General features: G+C 71.5%; 16 protein-coding genes. 6 read left to right on the top strand and 10 right to left on the bottom strand.

The features are described from left to right. Genes ACFSKW_RS24240 through ACFSKW_RS24250 form a run of 3 tightly spaced genes read right to left on the bottom strand, consistent with a single transcriptional unit; the run spans window position 1 to window position 5080 of the window. Window positions 1-2325 (bottom strand): hypothetical protein, encoded by a 2325-nt coding sequence (locus tag ACFSKW_RS24240; protein ID WP_379574673.1) that lies wholly within the window; start codon window positions 2323-2325, stop codon window positions 1-3. Then, window positions 2322-3890 carry a peroxidase family protein gene (locus ACFSKW_RS24245; RefSeq protein ID WP_379574674.1) on the bottom strand — a complete coding sequence of 523 codons (1569 nt, stop codon included), beginning with the start codon at window positions 3888-3890 and terminating at the stop codon, window positions 2322-2324. The genes ACFSKW_RS24240 and ACFSKW_RS24245 overlap by 4 nt, the downstream gene beginning before the upstream one ends. After that, window positions 3890-5080: a cytochrome P450 gene (locus tag ACFSKW_RS24250; RefSeq protein ID WP_379574675.1), complete on the bottom strand. Its 1191-nt coding sequence runs from the start codon at window positions 5078-5080 to the stop codon at window positions 3890-3892. Before ACFSKW_RS24250 ends, ACFSKW_RS24245 begins: the two co-directional genes overlap by 1 nt. 132 nt (window positions 5081-5212) lie before the next feature. Between ACFSKW_RS24250 and ACFSKW_RS24255 the strand changes: the two genes are divergently transcribed. Further along, the gene (locus tag ACFSKW_RS24255) at window positions 5213-6121 is read left to right on the top strand and encodes an acyl-CoA desaturase (RefSeq protein ID WP_379574676.1); all 909 of its coding nucleotides are present in this window, start codon (window positions 5213-5215) and stop codon (window positions 6119-6121) included. 79 nt (window positions 6122-6200) lie between these two features. Here the strand turns inward: ACFSKW_RS24255 and ACFSKW_RS24260 are convergent, their stop codons facing one another. Then, window positions 6201-7694, bottom strand: coding sequence for an MFS transporter (locus ACFSKW_RS24260; protein WP_379574677.1), 1494 nt, complete (start codon window positions 7692-7694; stop codon window positions 6201-6203). 253 nt (window positions 7695-7947) lie between these two features. Between ACFSKW_RS24260 and ACFSKW_RS24265 the strand changes: the two genes are divergently transcribed. Further along, window positions 7948-8319: a YciI family protein gene (locus ACFSKW_RS24265; protein ID WP_379574678.1), complete on the top strand. Its 372-nt coding sequence runs from the start codon at window positions 7948-7950 to the stop codon at window positions 8317-8319. After that, window positions 8316-9527, top strand: a complete 1212-nt coding sequence (locus tag ACFSKW_RS24270) for an RNA polymerase sigma factor (protein ID WP_379574679.1) — start codon at window positions 8316-8318, stop codon at window positions 9525-9527. Before ACFSKW_RS24265 ends, ACFSKW_RS24270 begins: the two co-directional genes overlap by 4 nt. Before the next feature lie 22 nt (window positions 9528-9549). Here the strand turns inward: ACFSKW_RS24270 and ACFSKW_RS24275 are convergent, their stop codons facing one another. After that, window positions 9550-10062 (bottom strand): PadR family transcriptional regulator, encoded by a 513-nt coding sequence (locus tag ACFSKW_RS24275; protein ID WP_379574680.1) that lies wholly within the window; start codon window positions 10060-10062, stop codon window positions 9550-9552. A gap of 55 nt (window positions 10063-10117) precedes the next feature. Here ACFSKW_RS24275 and ACFSKW_RS24280 point away from each other — a divergent pair, with 55 nt between their 5' ends. Beyond that, window positions 10118-11533 (top strand): MDR family MFS transporter, encoded by a 1416-nt coding sequence (locus ACFSKW_RS24280; protein WP_379574681.1) that lies wholly within the window; start codon window positions 10118-10120, stop codon window positions 11531-11533. Here ACFSKW_RS24280 and ACFSKW_RS24285 read toward each other — a convergent pair. Next, window positions 11530-11973 (bottom strand): MarR family winged helix-turn-helix transcriptional regulator, encoded by a 444-nt coding sequence (locus ACFSKW_RS24285; RefSeq protein ID WP_379574682.1) that lies wholly within the window; start codon window positions 11971-11973, stop codon window positions 11530-11532. The two genes, ACFSKW_RS24280 and ACFSKW_RS24285, sit on opposite strands and share 4 nt — an antisense overlap. Next, on the bottom strand, window positions 11970-12560 hold the full coding sequence (locus ACFSKW_RS24290; protein WP_379574683.1) for a DJ-1/PfpI family protein: 591 nt from the start codon (window positions 12558-12560) through the stop codon (window positions 11970-11972). The genes ACFSKW_RS24285 and ACFSKW_RS24290 overlap by 4 nt, the downstream gene beginning before the upstream one ends. Window positions 12561-12620: 60 nt before the next feature. Between ACFSKW_RS24290 and mads6 the strand changes: the two genes are divergently transcribed. Beyond that, window positions 12621-13970 (top strand): methylation-associated defense system protein kinase MAD6, encoded by a 1350-nt coding sequence (gene mads6 / locus ACFSKW_RS24295; protein WP_379574684.1) that lies wholly within the window; start codon window positions 12621-12623, stop codon window positions 13968-13970. On the opposite strand, the gene ACFSKW_RS24300 is transcribed toward mads6, so the two are convergent. Continuing rightward, entirely contained in the window at window positions 13939-16656 is a 2718-nt protein-coding gene (locus tag ACFSKW_RS24300; RefSeq protein ID WP_379574685.1) for an AfsR/SARP family transcriptional regulator, read from the bottom strand. The two genes, mads6 and ACFSKW_RS24300, sit on opposite strands and share 32 nt — an antisense overlap. Before the next feature lie 81 nt (window positions 16657-16737). Between ACFSKW_RS24300 and ACFSKW_RS24305 the strand changes: the two genes are divergently transcribed. Beyond that, window positions 16738-17652, top strand: coding sequence for a M23 family metallopeptidase (locus ACFSKW_RS24305; protein ID WP_379574687.1), 915 nt, complete (start codon window positions 16738-16740; stop codon window positions 17650-17652). Window positions 17653-17770: 118 nt separating this feature from the next. Here ACFSKW_RS24305 and ACFSKW_RS24310 read toward each other — a convergent pair whose 3' ends face one another. After that, complete coding sequence (locus tag ACFSKW_RS24310; protein WP_379574688.1) at window positions 17771-18589, bottom strand: FKBP-type peptidyl-prolyl cis-trans isomerase; 819 nt, start codon at window positions 18587-18589, stop codon at window positions 17771-17773. Between the two features lie 350 nt (window positions 18590-18939). Further along, on the bottom strand, window positions 18940-19362 hold the full coding sequence (locus ACFSKW_RS24315; protein WP_379574689.1) for a zinc ribbon domain-containing protein: 423 nt from the start codon (window positions 19360-19362) through the stop codon (window positions 18940-18942). Window positions 19363-19367: the final 5 nt, after the last annotated feature.

The following is a 19367-nucleotide window of genomic DNA, read 5'->3' on the forward strand; positions in this document are numbered from 1 at the left end:
TCAGGTGATGAGAACGGGCACGGCCACGTCCGTGAGCGTCCGGCGGGCATGGGACGTCAGGCACAGCAGAGGGCGGGCCCCATCGAGACCCAGCCGGCGGAACGCGTCGGCCAGCGGGTGCGACCGCAGCGCGACGCCCAGTCGCGCCCCCGGCGCCGGATGAGCCCTGCCCCTGCCGCGGGTGCGCACGCAGGAGCGCAGCACGGTGCCGCCGTCGCGCGCGTAGCCGACCAGGTCGCGGTCGCCGAGCGGCACCCAGGGGCCGAGGCGCCCGCGCACGCTGAGCAGGTCACCGACCGAGACGTTCACCGCGCCGCCCGTCAGCCCGACCCGCATGGGCAGCTCGTACGGCACGCCGCCCCACAGCCGCGCCACCATGGAGGCGACGTCGGCTCGGTCCACCGCCGACGCGACAGTGAACCATCCCGAGCGCCTGCGGTCCGCCGCCCGCAACAGGTCGGCCCAGCCGCGCCGCCACGGGTCGGGCAGCACGACCCCGAGGTGGAGCTCTCGGTAGGCGCCCACGCTGGTCCGCCGGTTCCACGCCACGTGCAGCGCCACGAGCGCCCGCCCGCCGAACCCGGCAGCCGGGCCGAGCCCGCTCCCCTGGAGCAGCTCGGCCGCCGCGACCGCGTCGGCGGCGAAGTACGCCGTGAACGCGCTGCCCTCCTGGCACCTGACGGGGAGCTCGGCCGTACCCTCGCTGCGGGTCGGCACCGTCAGGAACGGGAAGCCCTCGGGGTACGGCACGCGGTCGAACAGCAGGTAGGCCTGCGACCGCACCACCCTCCCCCGGTACGGCGCGAGCCGCTCGTCGATCGTCGCCCTCGCCTCAGGAAGGTCGTCGGCCAGGTTGGCCATGTAGTGCTCGATGCTGTGGCAGAGCGGGAACAGGTGAGTGGCGTCGAAGTAGTCGACCACGTACCAGTCGGGATGCAGGTCGAAGCAGCCGCCCGCGCCCTGGCCGTCGAGGGTCGGGATGATGTCGTGCTGGTTGGTGACGCTGGCGACCCACGTGCGCGGGTCCGCCGGCTTCTTGAAGTCGATCGGCGCGCCGACGGCGACGGCGTGGGTGACGGTGTGGCGGGCGCAGAAGCCGGGGTCCTGCGCGAGGTTCATGATCGCGGCGCCGCCCGCGCTGTGACCGATCAGCGCCATCTCGGCGCCCTCGGGCATGTCGTAGTCCTCGACGGCCCTGGCCAGGGCGCGGCTGTAGGGGCTGCTGTCGAGGACCGCGCTGCTGAACGCCCCCAGCAGGTCCTGGGGCGAGTCGTTGTCGGGCGTGCCCGCCCGCATGCCGGGCGCCTGGACGACGTGGCGCACCACCCCGTCGGGACCCTCGACGCTCTGGATGAGCACTCTGCCCTTCGTACCGAGCGCGCTGATGTTGCCGAGGAAGGCGAGCAGCGACCCCTGGTCGTTCAGCGGCACGCCCGGCTCGACGCGGCGGGCGGCGCCCTCCCCCGTGTCGAGCACGGCGACGGCCCTGTTGCTCATGCCGGTGATCGGGTCGGCGGTGGCGAAGCCCCTGCCGGTCGCGATCAGCCAGGCGGTGGCGTCGTTGAGCGGGTTCTCGTCCAGGAGGGCGCGCAACGCGAGGACCTCGCCGAAGACGGGCGCGAGCGCGCTGAGCGTGCGCACCGCGCCCCTGTCCTTGAGCAGGGCGCGCAGCGAGCGGAGCGCTTCGAGGTCGCGGTCCTCGGCGGCGGCCTGGATGAGCCTGCCGAGCATGGGGTCGGCCGCCAGTTCGGGGTGGTCGAGGGTCACCGCGGTGATCCGCAGGCGCAGGGAGGTGGCCAGGACGCGGACGGCGAGGCTCTCGGCGCCCGCCATGGCGCCGGCCTTGGCGGCGAGGGCGGCCAGGCGGCTTCCTGTGATGGCGTAGCCGAGCCCTTCGGCATGGGTGACGGTCCTGAGCAGGGCGCGCTGGGTCAGGCAGCCTGTGGCGAGGGAGCGTGGAAGGGCGGCGAGAACGGCCCTGTCGGTGAGGGCCGCGGTGGCATGGGCCGCCGCCTCGTGGATGAGGATCCCGACGTCGACGAGGTCACAGGCGGCGGCCCTGAGCGCCGCCGATCCGGCGGCTGCCGCCGCACGGCCCTCTTCCCGCACGTGGGAGGAGCCGCCCTCCGGAACGCCGGACGCTCCCGCCCCGGTGGCGGCCGAGCCCTCGGAGACCGCATGGTCCTCGGAGACGGCAGGGCCTTCGGAGACGGCGGGTCCATCGGAGACGGCATGCCCCTCGGAGACCGCATCGTCCTCGGAGACAGCATGCCCTTCGGAGACGGACGGCCCGGGGTGGTGGTCGGGAGGGGTGGGGTCGCTCACGGGCGGTCCAGGCGGGTCATGCTGATGTAGCGAGGGCGAGGATCCTCGGGGGTGTTCCTGCGCACGACGTCCGACAGGCTCCGGGTGCTGCCGATGATCCGCAGCCCCTGGGGTGAGAACGTGGCCGCGTTGAAGACCCGGGGCGCGAGCAGCGGGTTCGTCAGCGCCTGCGAGAAGGCGTCGATCGCGATGATCTTCGTCAGCAGCGGCGGCAGGATCGCGTCGGGCGATCCCGGCTCCTCGGCGAACAGCCCGACGTACAGGTCGAGGTCGTCCACTCCCCTGTAGAGCGACCGCAGCGCGTCGGCGACCTTCGCGTCCCCCGTCACCTGCTCGAATCCGCGCACGCGAGGAAAGCGGCAGTGCTCTCGATAGCTGTTGTACGGCGCCAGGTCGAGCGCGCGGGAGTCGGCGATGCTGGCCACGTCCACCTCCCGCAGGATCGGGTCGGTGTTGAACAGGCCGATCCTGCCCGCCCGCTGCCTGGAGGCCTCCTCGAGGAGCCTGCCGAGCCCCGCCGAGGGGATCAGCCGCCCGCCGAGCAGGGTCTCGGCCATCGGCAGGTCGCGCCCGCCCACCGCCAGGGTGGAGGGGATCAGGCTGTGCCACCGGTAGACCAGGTTGAACTCCACCGACGCCCAGTTCTCGCGCTGCCATGGCGCGTGGGCGAGGCGGGTCGACAGCCGGGGGTCGAGGGTGAACCTGAAGTGGTAGGGGGTGATGTGGTTGATGTACTCCTCGACCACCAGCTTGATCAGCAGAACGATGAGGATGTTGCGCGCGGTCTGGAACAGCCGCTCGTCGTCCCAGCCCGGGTAGTGCTCGGCGAGGACCGTGGCCACCCTGTTGTGCTCGCGCAGGAACAGCACGGTCAGCATGGTGAAGCCGATCTGGATGTTGCCCCGGTCGCTGCCGGTGGCGAACAGGGTGCCGCGCTGCGCGTCGGTGAGCTCGTCGAAGCGGATCACGCTCAGCGGGGCGAACTCCGGCTTGATCTTGCCGTTCTCGCAGAGCTGGGGCGGGAACTCGCCGCCGTCGATCAGCCGGCTCTTGAGCCGCCCGCCGTCGAACGTGCGCAGCGCGGCCGTCGCCGCCTCGTGCAGGCCGTACACCTGGTTGAGGTCGATGTGGTGGTTGGAGGAGTTCTTGCGGGGGTCGCGGGGCGTGGCGGTGTCGCCGCGCAGGAAGCCGTCGGTGAACCACTGGGCGAAGTAGGCGAACAGCACAGTGGAGCGGGGGCAGGGGATCATCCGCTCGCCCCTGGCGAACAGGTCGGCCGCGCGCTCGGGGGTGGGCCTGCCCTCGGTCCCGCCGGAGGGGGGCACGTGCCTGCCGCTGTAGGTGCGGTCGGTCAGCGAGGCCCACGACGTGTAGTCGGCCATCGTGCTGAGCGGCTCCGGCCTGGGCGGCATCTCGCGGACGGCGTGGTCGATCAGTGTGGCGTTGAGGCGCCGTCGTAGGGGCTGGATGGTCTGCGCCAGGTCCCAGAACGGCCGCGCGCTGGTCAGGGCGAGGAACCTGAGCCGGTTGGCGGCTCCGTCTGTGGCGATGCTCCGCGCCGTCATCAGGCTTCCAGCCCGAGGACGAACCGATCGGGGAAGATCCCGTTGGAGCGGGCCACGCCCTCGATCACGTGGACGCCGGGGCGCCGCAGCAGCCGCCGTACGGCCTCGCAGATCACCACCCTGGCCGGATGCACGCCCACGCACGCGTGATGGCCGTGGCCGAAGAACAGCTGGTGGTGACGGGGGCGGTCGAGGCGGAACGACTCGGGCTCGGCCAGCACGTCGGCGTCGAACATCGCGGAGGCGGCGGCCGCGAGGACGAAGGTGCCGGCCGGGATCAACGTGCCCGACAGCTCGTGGTCGCGCTCGCAGATCCTGGGGAGCAGTTTGAAGAACGGGTTGAAGCGCAGCGCCTCCCACACGTAGCGGTCGAAGTCGTCGTCGTGGACGGCCTGGGACAGCACCTCGGGCCGCAGCAGCAGTTGCTCCGTCGCCTCGACCATCGCGCCCGGGGCGCTCTCCACGAACCCGAGCGGCAGCCCCGCCATGTTGATCAGAATTCGTTCGTCGTCGCAGCCGGTGGCAGCCAGCCTGGAGAACACGTCGCCCGACCGCGCCTCCCCCGATCGTCGCAGGGCGAGCTGCTCGCGCAGGTGGGCGATCATCTGGGTGCCCGCCTCGACCGAGGCGGCCTGGATGGCGGGGTCGCCGAGGTAGTTGGCGAAGCAGTCGGCGATGATGGTCCTCGACCACCGCGACAGGGTCGCGGCGTCGGGCCCTGGAAAGCCGAAGTACTCCGCGCACACCCCGAGGGCCACCGGCCTGAACAGCTCGTGGACCACCTCGATCTTCCCGTTCGGCGCGGCCGCGTCGAGCGCCTCGTCGGCCAGGCGGCCCGCCATGGCCCGCACCTCGGCCGCGTCGTCGGGGTCGAGCAGGTACTGCATGAGCCCCTTCTCCCGCCAGTTCATCGCGGTGCCGTCCCTGGCGAGCATGAACGCGCCGCCGAGCGCGGCGTCGAGCCGCGGCCCGAAGGCGCGGACGCTGAACACCTCCTCCAGGGAGAGCACCTCGGTGACGTCCGCGAAGCGGGTCACGACCGTGAAGACGGGGGTGACGAAGACGGGGCGTCGCTCGCGCAACTCGGCGAACAGCTCCCGCCATTCGGTCCGCATCCACTCGCGGACCAGGCCGAACGCGGCCATCGGGTCGCGAGCCAGCACGTCGTCGTACTTCTCCAGATGGCCCATGACGCTATGTAGCCACAGGGTGACAACCGATCCCGATGGCTACTCCGTGGAGTGTTTTGACTCCCATGAGTGACTGATCCGTCACTGGAAAGCAACTGCCGTGACCAGCGAGCACGACTCTTGAATGAGGGCGTGAACCCGGAGACCGTCGCGGTCGGCACCGGCCGCCGCACCGCCTATCTGGTCGTCCTCGTGGTCCTTCCGCTGCTGCTCGTGGCGCTCGCCGTGCCCGCCGCGTGGGGGTGGGGAATCGGCGTCCGCGATGTGGTGATCGCGGTGGTGATGTATCTGGTCAGCATCTTCGGGATCGCGATCGGCTACCACCGGCTCTTCACCCACAGGGCGTTCAGGTGCCGCAGGCCGTTGCGGATCGCACTCATGCTCGCCGGAGGGATGGCGGTCGAGGGCCCGGTCACGCTGTGGTCGGCCGAGCACCGCCGCCACCACAAGTACGCCGACAGGGAGGGGGACCCGCACTCCCCGTGGCGGTACGGCGAGAGCGGCCTGGCGCTGCTGCGAGGGATGGCGCACGCGCACGTCGGCTGGTTCTTCACCGCGCGAAGGCGCTCGAACCGCCGGCACTGGGCGCCCGACCTGCTGGCCGACCCCGACGTGCGCCGGTTCGACGCCTGGTATCCCGCGGTCGCCGCGCTGTCGTTCGCGCTGCCCGCGGTGGCGGGCGGGCTGTGGTCGATGTCGTGGACGGGCGCGTGGACCGCGCTGTTCTGGGGCGGCCTGGTGCGTTACGCGGTCGTGCACCACGTCACCTGGTCGGTCAACTCGATCGCCCACACCTTCGGCGACAGGCCGTTCGCGACGCGGGACCGTTCGTCGAACGTGCGGTGGGTGGCGATGCTCACGCTCGGCGAGGGCTGGCACAACTGGCACCACGTGGAGCCGACCTGCGCCAGGCACGGAGTGCTGAGAGGACAGCTCGACCCGAGCGCCAGGCTGATCCGCTGGTTCGAGCTGGCCGGATGGGCGTACGGCGTGCGCTGGCCCGACCCCGCCAGGCTGGAGCGCGTTTCGCGAATCCCGTAGGTCAGCTCGTCATGCGTGGAGGTGACCATGGAGTGCCGCGTTCGGATATGACGACCACGACGTCGGCCTCGGCAGGGTTCTATGAGCGGGTCGCCTCGCGGTCAGGGAGTGCGACCGGGCCGGTCCTGGTCGCCGGGCGCATGGTCAGGACCAGTACGGCCAGCCCGGCGAAGATGACCGCGGCGACGACGCCGGTGACGTGCAGGCCGGCGGTGAACGCCTCCCGCGCGGCGTCCAGCAGTTGCGCGCCCTGGTCCGCGGGAAGGTGCCGGCTGGCGGCGACCGCGCCGGACAGCGAGTCGGACGTGCCGTCCATCCGGCTGCGGTAGACCACTGCGGCCACCACACCGATCAGCGCGAAGCCGAGCGAACCGCCGAAGTAGTTGCCGGTCTCCGACATCGACGCCGCCGAACCGGCGCGCTCCGGCGGTACGGACCCGACGACCAGCCCGGTGCCCAGCGCGAACAGCGGGCCGGTGCCCAGCGCCAGCACGGCGATGCCGATCATCACCAGCGGCAGGGCGCCCGCACCGCCGACGCCGACCAGCAGCAGGCTGCCCAGCGCCGACCCCACCAGCCCGCCGGCGATCGCGGTCGTCTGCCTCATCCGCCGAGCCAGCGCCGGCGCGGCCATGGTGCCGACCGCCACGCCCAGTCCCATGGGCGCGAACAGCATCGCCGACACGATGGGCGAGAAGCCCAGGACGCTCTGCAGGTACTGGGTCACCAGCAGGCCCGTACCGGCCATGGCGATGCCGGCGAAGACCAGCGCGACGAGGACGGCCGTGAACGGGCGGTTGCGGAGCAGCCGCAGGTCCAGCAGCGGCGTCTCCAGCCGCAGTTGCCGGCGCACGAACAGCGCTCCGACGGCCGCGCCTGCGACGAGGGCCACCGCAGGCACGACCGGCACGCTCTCGACGGTCAGCTGCTTGACGCCGTACACCATCGACAGCACCGACACGAGCGACAGCCCGACGCTGGCCGGATCCAGCAGGCCGGCCCGGTCGCTGCGGAACTCCGGCAGCAGGACCGGCCCTGCGAGCAGCAGCAACCCCATCGCCGGCACGGCGACCAGGAACACCGATCCCCACCAGAAGTGCTGGAGCAGGAATCCGGCGAGTACGGGGCCGAGCGCGCCGCCGGTGAACTGGCAGGTCGCCCAGATCGCGATGGCCTGCCCGCGCTGCCGTTCGTCGCGGAACATGTTCGTGATCAAGGCAAGGGTGGACGGCGCCAGGGTCGCGCCGGCGACGCCCAGCAGCGCGCGCGCGACGATCAGCATCAGTGGGTCGGTCGCGAAGGCGGCCACGACCGACAGCAGCGCGAACGCCGCCGCGCCGATCATCAGCAGCCGTCGGCGGCCGATCCGGTCACCGAGCGTCCCCATCGTGATGACCATGCCGGCCACCATGAATCCGTAGCTGTCACTGATCCACAGCTGCTCGACGTTGGTGGCACCCATGTCGGCGCTCAGCTGTGGGAGCGCGAGGAGCAACGCCGTCGTGTCTATCGCGACGAGCAATGTCGGCAGCGCCAGGACGACCAGTCCCAGCCATGCCCGGTTGACTCGCATATCCGAAACTCCCTGTTCTCTCGACGTTTCGCCGGTTGGTCGGAGCCGCCGGGAGGTTCTTGACATCGGTACGGGAAATCTCGCGCGTCTGCCACGGTGGGGCGTCGCCGGGTATGACGACCTCGCGGGCCGGGCGAGGCGATCGCGGAAAACTCATGCGAATTCTCCGGCGGAGGATGTCAAGACGACGGCGGCGGCTCCGACCACCACTCGAAGGGCCCGGCCGGGGCTCGCGAACCACGAGGAGTACAGGATGAAGTTCCTGATCAGCATGCACATCAACCCGGCGGTGCTGGACGCGCTGACCGACGAGGAGAAGGCGGGGATCGGCCACGGCCACGGCGCGTTCATCGAGGCGCTGAAGAGGTCCGGCGAGCTGATCACCACGCAGGCGCTGGTCGACCCGTCACAGGCCGCCGTGGTGTCCGTACGCAACGGCCAGCCGGTGGTGACCGACGGGCCTTTCCTGGAGTCCAAGGAGTATCTGGGCGGCTTCTACCTGATCGACTGCGAGAACAAGGAGCGGGCGATCGAGCTGGCAGCGCAGATCCCGGACGCCGCGATCGAGGGGCTGGGGATCGAGGTGCGGCAGGTGATGTTCGCTGACGGACAATTGGAGGCATGACAGCACCAGCCATCGAGGACCTGCTGCGTGAGCTCACGCCGCAGGTCCTCGGCACGTTGGTACGTCGGCACGAGCAGTTCGAAGGGTGTGAGGACGCCGTGCAGGAGGCCGTCCTCGCCGCCACCGTGCAGTGGCCGGCCGAGGGAGTGCCGGACAATCCGCGCGGCTGGCTGGTTACTGTCGCCTCCCGGCGGCTCATCGACCAGATGCGCAGTGACCACGCGCGCCGCGAGCGGGAGTCGGCGACGGCAACCGAAGTGGTGCCCGAGGACGTACCGGACACCGACGACACGCTCGTCCTGCTGTTCCTGTGCTGCCATCCGACGCTGACCGCGGCCTCCCAGACCGCCCTGACGCTGCGGGCGGTCGGCGGCCTGACCACGGCCGAGATCGCCCGCGCGTTCCTGGTGCCGGAGGCCACGATGGCGGCCAGGATCAGCCGGGCCAAGCAGCGCATCAAGGCCGCCGGCAGCTCGTTCAGCCTGCCGGACGGCGCGGAGCGCGAGGAGCGGCTGGGGGTCGTCCTGCACGTGCTCTACCTGATCTTCAACGAGGGCTACACCGCCTCCTCTGGCAGCGAGCTGCACCGCGCCGACCTCGCGCACGAGGCCATCCGGCTGGCCAGGATGGTGCACGCGCAGCTGCCCGAGGACGGCGAGGTGACCGGGCTGCTCGCGCTGATGCTGCTGACCCACGCCCGCCGGGAGGCACGGACGACGGCGGCCGGCGACCTGGTGCCGCTGGACGAGCAGGACCGCACGAAGTGGGACCGCGGGCTGGTCGACGAGGGCACCGAGCTGGTCAAGGCGTCGCTGGCCGGCCCGTCGCTGGGGCCGTACCAGCTGCAGGCCGCCATCGCCGCCACGCACGCCGACGCGGCCACGGCCGAGGAGACCAACTGGCCGCAGGTGCATGCCCTTTACCTGGTCCTGGAACGGATCGCGCCCAACCCGATGGTCACCCTCAACAGGGCGATCGCGCTCGCCGAGACCGAGGGCCCGCAGGCCGGGCTGGCCCTGCTGTCCACATTGGACAGTGACCAGCGGATGGCCGGGCATCACCGGCTGCTGTCCGTACGGGCGCATCTGCTGGAGAAGACCGGCGACACGGCAAGGGCGTACGAGCACTACCGGCGCGCCGCGAAGTCAACCGCCAGCATCGCCGAGCGACGCTATCTGGAGTCCCGGGCCGGCCGGCTGAGAACGTGATCCGGCCCTGAGGCCGCCGGTCTCATCCCCGGGCGCGAAGGTCGGCGATGGTGTCGTCGGCCCACGCCACGGTCGCCCTTACGTGCCTGATCCCGTGGTCGAGCGCGTAACGTCCGAACCTCTCGCCCGCCGACGAGTCGGCGCACAGCGCCTCCAGCGCCTCCAACTTCTTGACGTACCGCTCCCGCAAGCGCTCGAGCACCGCCACCGCGTCCTGCGGGGCGAGCACCGGCAGCAGGAACGCCTGTAGCGCGCTCTCGCTCCTGACCGTGAGGCTCGGCGCCTGCTCCCTGAGCCATGCCCGCAGCTGGTCGGCGCCTTCGGGAGTGATCGTGTAGGTCTTGCGGCCCCTCGCTCCCTCGGCGTCGGCGGTGACGAGCCCGTCGGAGGCCATCTTCACCAGTTCCGGATAGATCTGGCTGTGGCTGGCCTGCCAGACGTAGTTGAGCGACGACTCGAACGATTTGGCCAGGTCGTAGCCGCTGGAGGGGCCGGCCGCCGTCAGCAGGCCGAGGAGCGCGATCCGTAGGGACATGGCTCCATGATAACTAAGCTTTGACATGTAAGTTCTTACATGTCACTCTCGACGCATGTTGCTGATCCTGGCCGTCCTTGGCGGCATGTTCCTGGCGATGCTCGACCAGACGATCGTGGGCACCGCGCTTCCGCAGATCACCGCCGAACTCGGCGGCACCGACCTGTACACCTGGGTCGTCACCGCCTACCTGTTGACCTCCACCGTGACCGTTCCCCTGTACGGCAGGCTGTCCGACCAGCACGGCCGCAAGCCCTTGCTCCTGATCGGCGTGGTGCTCTTCCTCGTCGGCTCCGCGCTGTGCGGCCTGGCACAGGACATGCCGCAGCTGATCGCCTTCAGGGCGTTGCAGGGCCTCGGCGCCGGCGCGTTGCTCCCACTGTCGCTCGCTTTGATCATCGACCTGTTCCCTCCCGAGCGGAGCGCCCGGGTGCAGGGCAGCGTCGGCGGTGTGATGGCGCTGAGCTATCTGGCCGGGCCGTTCCTCGGCGGCCTCTTCACCGACCACGCGAGCTGGCGCTGGGCCTTCTACGTGAACGTGCCGATCGGCATCGCGCTGATCGCGATCATCGCCTGGCGGCTGCCGTACCTGAAGGGCACGGGCGGAGGCAAGCCCGACTACCTCGGCATCGCGGTCTTCACGGTCGCGATCAGCGCCCTGCTCATCGGCCTGACAGAGAAGGGCGTCGACGGCAACACGTGGACGGCCCCCGCCGTCGCGGGCCCGATCCTCGGGGCGCTGGTGGCGCTGGTGGCGTTCGTCCTGGTGGAGCGGCGGGCCGAGCACCCGATCATGCCGCTCCACCTGTTCGCCGACCGCACCTACACCCTGGTCAACCTCACCTCGTTCTTCACGGCCTTCTGCATGTACGCGGGCGTGGTCTTCCTTCCGCGCTACTTCCAGGAGGCGCTCGGCGCCAGCGCCACGGACTCGGGCCTGCGGATCTACCCGCTGATGCTCGCGATGGTGATCGGCAGCGCCGCGATGGGCGCGCTCATCTCCAGGAGCGGCAGGTACAAGCCCTACCTCGTCGGCGCGCCGTTCCTGCTGGTCGTCGGCTCGCTCCTGTGCGCGAACCTCGGTCTCGGCACCTCCAGCCTCGCGCTGGCGGCGTGGATGGCGCTCATCGGCCTCGGCATGGGCCCGATGCTCTCGGGTCTCACCGTCGCCGTGCAGACCTCGGTGGCGCCGCAGCACATCGGCACCGCCTCGGCCAACCTCACCTTCTTCCGCCAGATCGGCGGCTCGGTGGCGCTCGCGATCGCGGGCACCGCCTACGGCTCGGTCGTGGCCGCGGACGCGCCCCTGCACGGGCTGCGGGCCGCGCACGCCTCCGCGGCCGCCACCGTGATCCCGTGGCTGGGCGTGTCGGGCGCGCTGATCGCTCTCGTCGCCCTGCTCGCCCTGCCCAACCGCGCGGTGCTGCGGAACGGGCCGCGCCCCGGCGCCGAAGCCATGGCGGCCGCCTAGACCTTCTCGATCGCGTCGAGTGCGGCCGACAGCCTGCCCAGCGCCTGGAGGGCCGCGGTCCACTCGGCCTCGCCCAGCTCGGCGGCCAGCCGCTCGGCCAGTTCCCGGTGCCCGGGGTTGATCCGCCTGACCGCGATCATGCCGTCGGGAGTCGGCCGCAGCAGCTTGGCCCTGCGGTGGGCCGGGTTGGGCAGGTACTCCGCCAGCCCCTTCTCCACCAGCAGGTCCGCGATGCGCTGCACCCCCTGGCGGGTCATCCCCATCACCCTGGCGATGCCCGCCACCGGCAGCGGTTCCTTCAGCACCGCGCCCAGCACCTGCCACCAGGTGGCGGTGAGGCCGGCCGGTCTGGCCAGCCCCTCCGCCACCTCCATGAACTGCCCGTTGAGCCGGAAAGCCGTCAGCGCGGTAGCGGACAACAGCTCTCCCGGGTCACTCATGGCGCCATCAGCACCTCGGCCGCCGACGCGTCGCTGTACTTGAACAGCCTGAACCACGCGTCGAGCTTCTCCGGGCCGAGGATCTCGAGCTTGGCCATGACCTCCCTGGCGAAGGCCACGGGCTCGGTCGGCCCCGCGGTGATGAGGTCGCGGTCGGTCACCGCGTCGGCGTCGACGTAGTGCTCGGCGCCGTTGTAGCCGTCGCCCTGCACGTAACCGGGGAAGGCGCTGGTGTGGTCGCGGTCGTCGAGCAGCCCTTCTCTGGCCAGGCCGGGGACGGCGCCGCAGATCGCCGCGACGGGCACGCCCGCGTCGAGGAACTCGCCTGCCTTCTTCGCGAAGGCGCCGTTGCCGCCCTCGTCCCAGAGGGACGCGCCCGGAAGGATCAGCATCGCACTGTCGGCCGCGGAGAGCTGGTCGAGCGTGATGTCGGGCAGGATGCGCGAGCCGCCCATGGTGGTGATCGGCTCGGCGCTCTCGCCGACGGTGACGATGTCGTAGTGCTCGCCGCGCACGTGCGCGGTGGCGTATCCGGTCTCCCAGTCGGCGAGGGTGTCGTAAACGGCGAGGTGAACGATTCGCTTCATGGCAATATCTTGTCATATCGACAACATGTTGTCAATCGAAAATCTGCAAGGATGGACTCCATGGCAGAGATCGTCGGCGGCGGACGTCCAGTCAACGACGCCGAGCGGCGGGTGATCGCCCACCTCCGCGACCACGCGCCCCACGACTGGCTCCTGCTGCACAACATCGAGATCCCGCGCCGCGGCGATCTGTTCGAGGTGGACCTCATCGTCCTGACCGGGCACTCGCTCGTGGTCATCGACGTCAAGGGCACCAGGGGCCGCATCGAGGTGTCGGGACAGCGCTGGTTCCCTCCGCGCAGGGAGGCGTTCGGCTCGCCCGTGGTCAAGCTGCGCGGCACCGCGAGGGCACTGAAGGGCCTGCTCGTCGACAAGCACCGCGAGCTGGAGCGCGTCTACGTCGACAGCCTGGTCGTGCTGTCCTCCCCTGACGCCGAGCTGGTCGACCCCGGGGGTCGCGAGGCCGTCAACGTCACCTACCTGCCCTCCCTCGTCGCCGCCCTGGCCGACCCCGGCAGGGTACGGCGGGGCGGCACCCGCGACACCAAGCCGTACCTGCCGAAGATCCTCGACGCGCTCAACGCCACCGTGCGACGCAGCACCGCCCCGCCCAGGTTCGGCAACTGGGAGGTGGCCGAACGGCTCGGCGGCGACAGCAAGGTGACCGAATACCGCGCGTTCAACGCCACCGTGCCGGGCAGCGAGACCGTACGGCTCCGCGTCTACCAGGCCGACCCCCTCGCCGACCAGGAGCAGCGGGCGGCCGAGCGGCAGCGCATCGCCAACGCCTACCAGTCGCTGACGAGGATCCCCGCCCACCCCGCCGTCGTCAGGTCGCGCGACTTCTTCGCCATCGACGACGAGAGCAGGTTCGTGCTCGTGCTGGACGACGTCCGCGGCAGGGCGCTCCACCTGCAGCTCCAGGAGCGCAGGACCGAGCTGATCAAGGGGGCGCTGCAGGGCATGCTGTCCGGCCTCGCGCACGTGCACGCCCACGGCGTGGTCCACCGGGCGCTGACCCCCGCCTCCGTGCTGGTCACGGAGGCGGGCCAGGCGATCCTCACCGGCTTCGACTACGCCAAGGGCGCGCCCAGGGCCTACACCGTGGCCAACGAGCCCAGGGCCTACACCGTGGCCAACGAGCTGAACAACGTCCTCGACGCCCAGTACGTCGCCCCCGAGTGCCACGACAGGCCCGACCTGATGACCGAGGCGTCCGACGTCTACGCCGCCGGCGTGATCGCCCACCAGCTGCTGCCCGACGCCGCGCCCGGCCTCTTCGCCGAGATGGTGCACCCGGACCCGGACAAGCGGCCGAGCGCGGCCGAGGCGCTCGCCGCCCTCGACGGCACCCCGCCCCCCGCGCGGGACGGACGGCTCAGACGCCTTCTGCGGCGAGTGATCCCCTGAGCGCGACCGCCTCGCTCAGATAGCCGCTGGCCAGCTCCGCCCTGCCCGCCGAGCGGTACAACTCCCCGAGGAGCTCGGCCGAGGACGCCTGCCCGCTGCGGTCGCCGAGCCGCCTGAAGACGGCCAGCGAGCGTTCGAGCGCGGTCGAGGCGGGGACGAGGTCGCCGCGCGCGGCCTGCAGCCCCGCCAGCCGCTGCAGGGCGTAGGCGCCGCAGTGCAGGTCGCCGAGGCTTTCGAAGATCTCCAGCGCGCGCTCGACGTGGTGTCCGCCGAGCTGGACCGACACGCAGCCCTCGCGGTGGACGTCACCGAGCTCCCTGGCCAGCCGCAGCGCCTGGCCCAGCCAGTGCGCGGCCTGGACGGGGTCGCCCGACTTCAGCCAGACCCTCCCTATCGCCTGCCGGGTATAGGCCTCGCCGTTGAGGTCGCTCATCGAGTCGAACATCGCCAGGGCCCGGCGGAAATGGGACAGCGCCGTGGGATGCCGGCCGCGGAACTGCGCGACGGCGCCGAGACCGCAGACGGAGGTGGCCTCCGCCCTGGTGTCGCCGAGCTCGCGGAAGGCCCTGCGGGCGCGGGCGAACATCTCCTCCGACTCGGCGTAGCGGTCCTGGTAGAGGCAGACCTGCGCGAGACCGCGGAGCATGGCGGCCTCGCCGTACATGTCGCCCGCGACCCTGGCGGCCGCCAGGGCGGTGCGGTGGGTGCGCTGCCAGGTGTCGAAGTGGCAGCGCAGGTCGAGGTAGGGAACCATCGCGGCGGCCAGCCCCCACGCCTGCTCCGCCATGCCGGCCGCCGCGGCCAGCCCCACTGCCTCCTCCAGCGCCCCGTGCTCGACCTCGAACCAGGCCAGCGGGTCAGCGGTGAGCATGTCGAGGGTGCCGCGCGGCAGCCACCAGCGCTCCGCGGCGGCCGAGCTGAGCGTGAACACCGTGGTGGGCAGCTTGGCCGTGGCCAGCTCGGTGGTGGCCGTCCATCCCGCGACCACCCTGGCGAGCGCGACGGGATCGGGCCGCTGTTCGAGCGCGTGGCATCGGACCAAGTCGGGCAGTTGGTAGCGCGGCTGGCCGAGCCTGTCGGTGCCGACCAGCCGTAACAGGTCGGCGTCCACCAGGGCGTCGGTGACGTCGTCCGCGCGGTGCCTGTCGAGCACGGCGTCGACCACCCAGCCGGGTATCGCGGCGCCGCCCAGCCTGCCAAGGGTGTGCAGGGTGCGCGCGGCCTCCTCCGGCAGGCCACGGTAGCTGTGGTCGAGGCCCGTGCGGACGTCGAGGTCGCCGATGCGCAGCTCTCCGATCCTGCGGTTCTCGTCCATGAGCCGGCTCTGGAACACCGCGAGCGACCAGCCCGGCCGCGCCGCCAGCCTGGCCCCCGCGATCCGCACGGCCAGCGGCACGAAGCCGCACGCCCGCGCGATCGCCGTGGTCGCCTCCGGCTCCCGCGCCGTCCTGGCCTCGCCGACGATCCTGCGCAGCAGGTCCTCGGCCTCGAACCTCGACAGCGCCTCCAGGTGGATCTGCAGCGCGCCGGGCAGCGAGGTGAGCTTCGCCCTGCTGGTCACGATCACCGCCGAGCCGGGGCCCGGCAGCAGCGGCCGCACCTGCGAGGCGTCCATCGCGTCGTCGAGCACCACCAGCATCGGACGGTCGGCGAGGATCGAGCGGTAGAGGGCCGAGCGTTCGGCGGCCGAGGAGGGGATCGAGGTCGCGCCCATCGCCCTGAGCGCCTGGGCGAGCAGATCGGCGGGGTCGGCGGCGGCCAGGCCGAGGAACAGCTGTCCCGCGGGGAACCTGCCCGCCAGAGCGTGTGCCATGTGGACGGCCAGCGCGCTCTTGCCCGACCCCGGCGCCCCCGAGACCACCGCCAGGGAGAACGGGCCCGCGAGGGCGACCGACTCGCTGACGCGGCCCACGAAGTCGGGAACGTCAGGGGGAAGCTGGCGCGGGACGGGAGCGACGGCCTCGGCCACCCTGACCGCGACCGCTCCGGGCGGCGGGCCGCCCTCCAGCACCCTGGCCTGCACCTCGCGCAGCCCCGCTCCGGGCTCCACGCCGAGCTCGGCGACCAGCTGCCTCCTGATCGCGGTGTAGCAGGCCAGCGCCTCCGCCTGCCGCCCGCTCCAGTGCAGGGCGAGCATGAGCTGCCCCCACAGGTCCTCGCGGAAGGGATGCTCGGCGCACAGCGGGCGCAGCAGAGCGACCGCCTCGCCGTACTCGCCTCGTTCGAGGCGGGCGTCGATCAGCTCGCGGGCGGCGGCCAGCCGTACCTCGTGCAGGGGGGAGAGCCTGCGCGTCCACAGCGGGTGGTCGGGCAGGTCGGCCAGCGGCGCGCCGCGCCACAGCGCGAGCGCGGCGGCCAGCGAGTCGGGGTCGCGGCGCGCCACCAGGCGCTCGAACTGCAGCAGATCGAGATCCTGGGGAGCGACCTCGATCAGGTATCCGGACCCCTCGGCGCGGATGCGCGCGCCGAGGGACGAGCGCAGGGAGCTGGCGTAGGTGCGCAGGTTCGCCTGTGCCGAGCGGGGCGGGCGTTCCCACAGCACCTCTGCCAGCAGGTCCGCGCTGACGAGGTGGTTGGCGTCGAGAAGCAGTGTGGCCAGCAGCATGCGCGGCTTCCTGCCGGAGATGCGCAGTGGCCGCACTCCGGCCCACGCCTCCAGCGGGCCGAGCACATGGAAGGACACCATGGCAGCCCTCTGTACGTTTTTTATACGGATTATCCCCACCCTGGGCCCTGGCAAGACATATCCGGTGCGGAAGGGGTCCCAGTGAAACTCCGAGCAGTCGCCATCGCGGGCTTAGCCCTGTTCCTGAGCGTCGCCGCCGCCGACCCGGGCGAGGAGGGCGGCGATCCGCCCAACCAGGTGACGTCCGACGTGGGCGTCATGGCCACCAACTTCCAGATGCCCTTCCCCTGCGGGCAGTCGTGGAACGGCAACTCCAGCGCGAGCAGCGCCCACCAGTCGTGGGAGATCGACTTCAACAGGGGCAGCACGGCCGACGCCGATCTCGGCGACACCGTGGTCGCCGCCGCGGCGGGCACGGTGGTCATCTCCGCCCACCAGGGCTCGGCCAACGGCTACGGCAACCTCGTCAAGATCGACCACGGTGGCGGCTGGGCCACCTACTACGCGCACCTGAACGTGCGCTCGGTCAGCGCGGGCCAGGCCGTCTCCCAGGGCCAGAAGATCGGCACCGTCGGCAACACCAGCAAGCCCGGCAACTACATCTCGCCCCACCTCCATTACGAGGTGCGGCTCGGCAGCAGCTACCCGTCCAACATCCAGAAGGCCGTCTTCAACGGCGTGACCTTCGGTTACCCGGTACAGACGCTGACCTCCAGGAACTGCGGCAGCAGCAACCCGCACACCCCCCAGGAAGTCTGCGGCACCGGCTACGACGTGATCGACTCGGCGGCGCTCGGCTCCTCCGGCACCGTCTACCTGCTTTACAACAGCGGCAACGGCTACAACTGCGTCGCCACGATGAAGAGCACCTCCCTCGGCACCCCCACGGCGACGACCGCCTACCTGGAAGTGCAAGGGAGTACCCGGATCACCGACTCGGGCAACTACTCCTACTACGCCGGGCCCGTGCGCGCCTCAGCGGCCGACAAGTGCGTGAAGTGGGGCGGCAAGGCCGGCTCCTCCACCTACGACAGCCCCTTCGAGCACTGCGGCTGATCGTCGAACGTCGGCAGGGCCTCCACGGCGCGGTGGAGGCCCTGTTCTCGTCAGACCCCGTCCCGCGTCACACATCACGACCTCGTCGCGCCACGCCCTCGTCGGACCCCGTCCCTCGTCACAGCACGTCGATGATGTCGACCACGTAGACGAGCCCGGTTCCCGCGGGGACCGTCATCCCTCCCGTGGTCAGGCCCGCCGTGGCGACGGCGGGCGTGGTGATCGCCACCCTGCTGCCCACCCGCCTGCCGGCCAGCCCCTCCACCCAGCCGGGCGGGACCGCGCCCTCCTTCAGCACGACGGCGCTCGGGCCGCCTCTGGCCGTCGAGGAGTCGAAGACCGTCCTGCTGGGCCAGCGGGCGCCGACGTACTGCACGACCACCCTGGCGCCGCGCGTCACCGGAGGGCCCGAGCCGTCGATCAGGACCCCAGGGCGGAGGGTGTCCGGCAGGCCGGGCAGCCGCCGGCCGACCAGCCTGGCGTCCGGCGGGTAGGCGGCGAGGATGTCGAAGACGACCACCAGCGTCTCGCCGCCGCCCGCGCCCGCGGGTGTGCCGCGCGGGCCGTACCCGAGGTGGGCGGGGCTGACCAGCATCACCCTGCTGCCCACGGGCCGGTCGGCCAGCGCCCGCTCCCACGCCTGCGAGACGTGCCTGCCGTCGAGGACGACCGTGACGGGCTGGTCGGTGTCGTAGGTCGAGAGGTACGGCTTGGTGCCGTCCCATCGGCGGGTCTCGACCTCGGCCAGCACCACGTCGCCCCTCGTGGTGCGCGGGCCCGAGCCCTCCGACAGCACCGTCACCGCCGGGGTGGGCTCGGGGCGGTGTGCGGGCACCTGGATGACGGGCCGCTCGCCGAAGGCGCCGGTCACCGTGGGAGTCGCGGCGGGCGCGCAGGAGACGGCGGACAGCAGGCAGAGCAGGACGATCACACGCACGGTGATGACCTAGCCGCGATCGTCTCAAGCGATTCCTGACCGCCCCCCATCTCCGCGCAAACCCGACCACCGGGCGCGTCCGCCCCCCAACGCCGGCCGGTGGGCGCGCGCCTTCTCGGGCCCCTCCGGACCCCGCAAGACCCGAGCCGCCGCCCATCCGAGGGCGCCGACCCGAAGGATGACGGCGGGCGCTCCGGGAACCTCCATGGCGCAAAATGTGTGGGCGACGAAATCCCGCCGCCCTCCGAGTGATTCGCGGACGGGCGTGCGCGCCCCCGAGACACCACCCGCGGCACACTGGTGTGCTTTGACATCCTCCCCCGCCTGAAAGCGGGGGATTCCAACAGCAACTACCCCACGAGGAGGAAGTCACGTTGAGGTTCACGGTTCGCAGGTCCGCCCAACGGCGGACCTCCCCGTGCGGACACGGCATGCCCTGCCGCGTGTTTGATGTTTCTGGCCGCGTTCACGTCGGCGTTGCAGAAGTATCCGCAGGACCGGCACCGGAAGGCGGCTTGGCTCTCACGCGCCTTTCGATCCACGATCCCGCACGCCGAGCAACGCTGACTCGTGTACGCCGGCTCGACAGCGAGATTCCACACATACCGGGCGTGCCCGCAGTGCTCGGCCAGCGCCGCCCCTTGGGCGGGCGTCGGTTGGAGCCGGTAGCGGGACACGCCGATCAACGTACCGACCGCCACCGACAAAACCAGGAGACCACAGTGACGCGCCGCGCCGCGTTTCCTCCCCACCCTGAAGGACGGGGCCTCCACGCTGT

The sequence above is a fragment of the Nonomuraea mangrovi genome (genome assembly GCF_042681425.1).
GTDB classification, from domain to species: Bacteria; Actinomycetota; Actinomycetes; order Streptosporangiales; family Streptosporangiaceae; genus Nonomuraea; species Nonomuraea mangrovi.

What these genes read in the sequence shown, in the direction of transcription:
- ACFSKW_RS24245 (WP_379574674.1), bottom strand. Translation starts at nt 3,890, where the DNA reads ATGACGGCGCGGAGCATCGCCACAGACGGAGCCGCCAACCGGCTCAGG.
- ACFSKW_RS24250 (WP_379574675.1), bottom strand. Translation starts at nt 5,080, where the DNA reads ATGGGCCATCTGGAGAAGTACGACGACGTGCTGGCTCGCGACCCGATG.
- ACFSKW_RS24260 (WP_379574677.1), bottom strand. Translation starts at nt 7,694, where the DNA reads ATGCGAGTCAACCGGGCATGGCTGGGACTGGTCGTCCTGGCGCTGCCG.
- ACFSKW_RS24265 (WP_379574678.1), top strand. Translation starts at nt 7,948, where the DNA reads ATGAAGTTCCTGATCAGCATGCACATCAACCCGGCGGTGCTGGACGCG.
- ACFSKW_RS24270 (WP_379574679.1), top strand. Translation starts at nt 8,316, where the DNA reads ATGACAGCACCAGCCATCGAGGACCTGCTGCGTGAGCTCACGCCGCAG.
- ACFSKW_RS24275 (WP_379574680.1), bottom strand. Translation starts at nt 10,062, where the DNA reads ATGTCCCTACGGATCGCGCTCCTCGGCCTGCTGACGGCGGCCGGCCCC.
- ACFSKW_RS24280 (WP_379574681.1), top strand. Translation starts at nt 10,118, where the DNA reads ATGTTGCTGATCCTGGCCGTCCTTGGCGGCATGTTCCTGGCGATGCTC.
- ACFSKW_RS24285 (WP_379574682.1), bottom strand. Translation starts at nt 11,973, where the DNA reads ATGAGTGACCCGGGAGAGCTGTTGTCCGCTACCGCGCTGACGGCTTTC.
- ACFSKW_RS24290 (WP_379574683.1), bottom strand. Translation starts at nt 12,560, where the DNA reads ATGAAGCGAATCGTTCACCTCGCCGTTTACGACACCCTCGCCGACTGG.
- mads6 (WP_379574684.1), top strand. Translation starts at nt 12,621, where the DNA reads ATGGCAGAGATCGTCGGCGGCGGACGTCCAGTCAACGACGCCGAGCGG.
- ACFSKW_RS24300 (WP_379574685.1), bottom strand. Translation starts at nt 16,656, where the DNA reads ATGGTGTCCTTCCATGTGCTCGGCCCGCTGGAGGCGTGGGCCGGAGTG.